This window comes from Psychromarinibacter sediminicola, from assembly GCF_029168335.1.
In the GTDB taxonomy this organism is placed as follows: domain Bacteria; phylum Pseudomonadota; class Alphaproteobacteria; order Rhodobacterales; family Rhodobacteraceae; genus Psychromarinibacter; species Psychromarinibacter sediminicola.
In genome coordinates this window covers 1-1431 of sequence record NZ_JARGYC010000192.1, presented here as the reverse complement: position 1 = coordinate 1431, position 1431 = coordinate 1, and the positions used below count along the sequence as shown (strand labels likewise).

Below are 1431 nucleotides of genomic sequence, written 5' to 3'. Positions count from 1 at the left end.
GCGGTCGCTCTCCGGTGGCGAACGAGGTCCGGTATGGTGGCCTCATGGATATTAGCCGTGAGGAGAACGACCTTGGAACATTATGCTGGTTTGGATGTGTCGCTGAAAGAGATTTCAATCTGTGTCGTGGACAGGGACGGCCGGATGGTGGCGCGTGGCACGTGTCCCGCCGATCCCGAGGGCGTCGCTGGCTGGTTTCGCAACCGGTCGCTCGAGCCGAACCGCATCGTGCATGAGAGCGGGATGTTGTCGATCTGGTTGCAGCGCGGTCTCGAGCGCATTGGCTTGGCAGCCACCTGCATCGATGCCCGGAAGGCGCACAAGAGCCTGTCAGCGCGTCTCAACAAGTCCGATGCAGGCGACGCCGAAGGTCTGGCGCAGCTGGCGCGCACCGGCTGGTTCACACCCGTTCATATCCGCACTGAAGCGTCCGACCGGCTGCGCGCCTTGATCGGCGCGCGCGAACGGTTGTTCCGGTTGCGCAAGGACTTGGAGGGACACATTCGCGGCGTCCTGAAAACCTTTGGCATCCGCATGACCGGGATCAGTCAAGGGCGGCAGCGCCAGGCGTTCCGCGATCAGCTCGCCGAGGCGGGCGAAACAGACCCGGTGCTGCGCGTCATCGCGGACGGGTTCATCGCCGCCCACGCGACCCTCTGCCAGGCCGCGGCTGACCTTGATGCCGCCTTGAAACGAAAGGCGCGAGATCATTCCGTCGCGCGCCGGCTGATGACCATTCCGGGCGTTGGCCCAGTGAATGCGCTCAGCTTCATCGCCCTGATCGATGATCCGAGCCGGTTCGGTCGGACGTCGGATGTCGGCGCCTTCCTCGGTCTCACGCCGAAGCGGCACCAGTCCGGCGAGATCGACTGGTCCGGACGGGTCTCGAAATGCGGCGATAGCACCATGCGCGGCTTGCTGTTCGAAGCGGCTGCGTCCGTGATCCGACAGGTCAAACGGTTCTCGGCCCTGAAGAGTTGGGCCGTACGCTTGGCTGGCCGGCGCGGCTTCCGAAAAGCCGCCGTTGCGACGGCGCGCAAGATCGCCGTCCTCATGCTGACGCTCTGGAAGAACGAAACCGAGTATCACTGGACGAAGGAGGCCGCTGCTTGATCTGAATTCTCGCCGGAAGGGCGGGAAGCGAAGTCCTGATGGGACGGAGGCAGATTGATCTCGCAAGACACGTTGGGGCGAACGATCATCATAACCCCGCTAACGACATTGGAGACAATCCGCCCTCGAACGCCATTGTGAGGCGCAAAGGCTGCGACCTCGGAGAGAACCATGACCCCGGACGGACGTCGCGATCCGCACTTGACGAAGCCGCAATTAGAGAACGTGTCTTATTCGGAGGAGCCATGCTGGGCGAGGTTCTGGGCGTTGAACGGCGCCGGCGTTGGAGCGAGGACGAGAAGCTCGAGATCCTGTCGG

Annotated in this window: 1 protein-coding gene; it reads left to right on the top strand. The window is 63.3% G+C overall.

The features are described 5' to 3' along the window. The first annotated feature begins 72 nt into the window (after window positions 1–72). The gene (locus P1J78_RS24875; RefSeq protein WP_275570058.1) at window positions 73–1113 is read left to right on the top strand and encodes an IS110 family RNA-guided transposase; all 1041 of its coding nucleotides are present in this window, start codon (window positions 73–75) and stop codon (window positions 1111–1113) included. Window positions 1114–1431 lie beyond the last annotated feature (318 nt).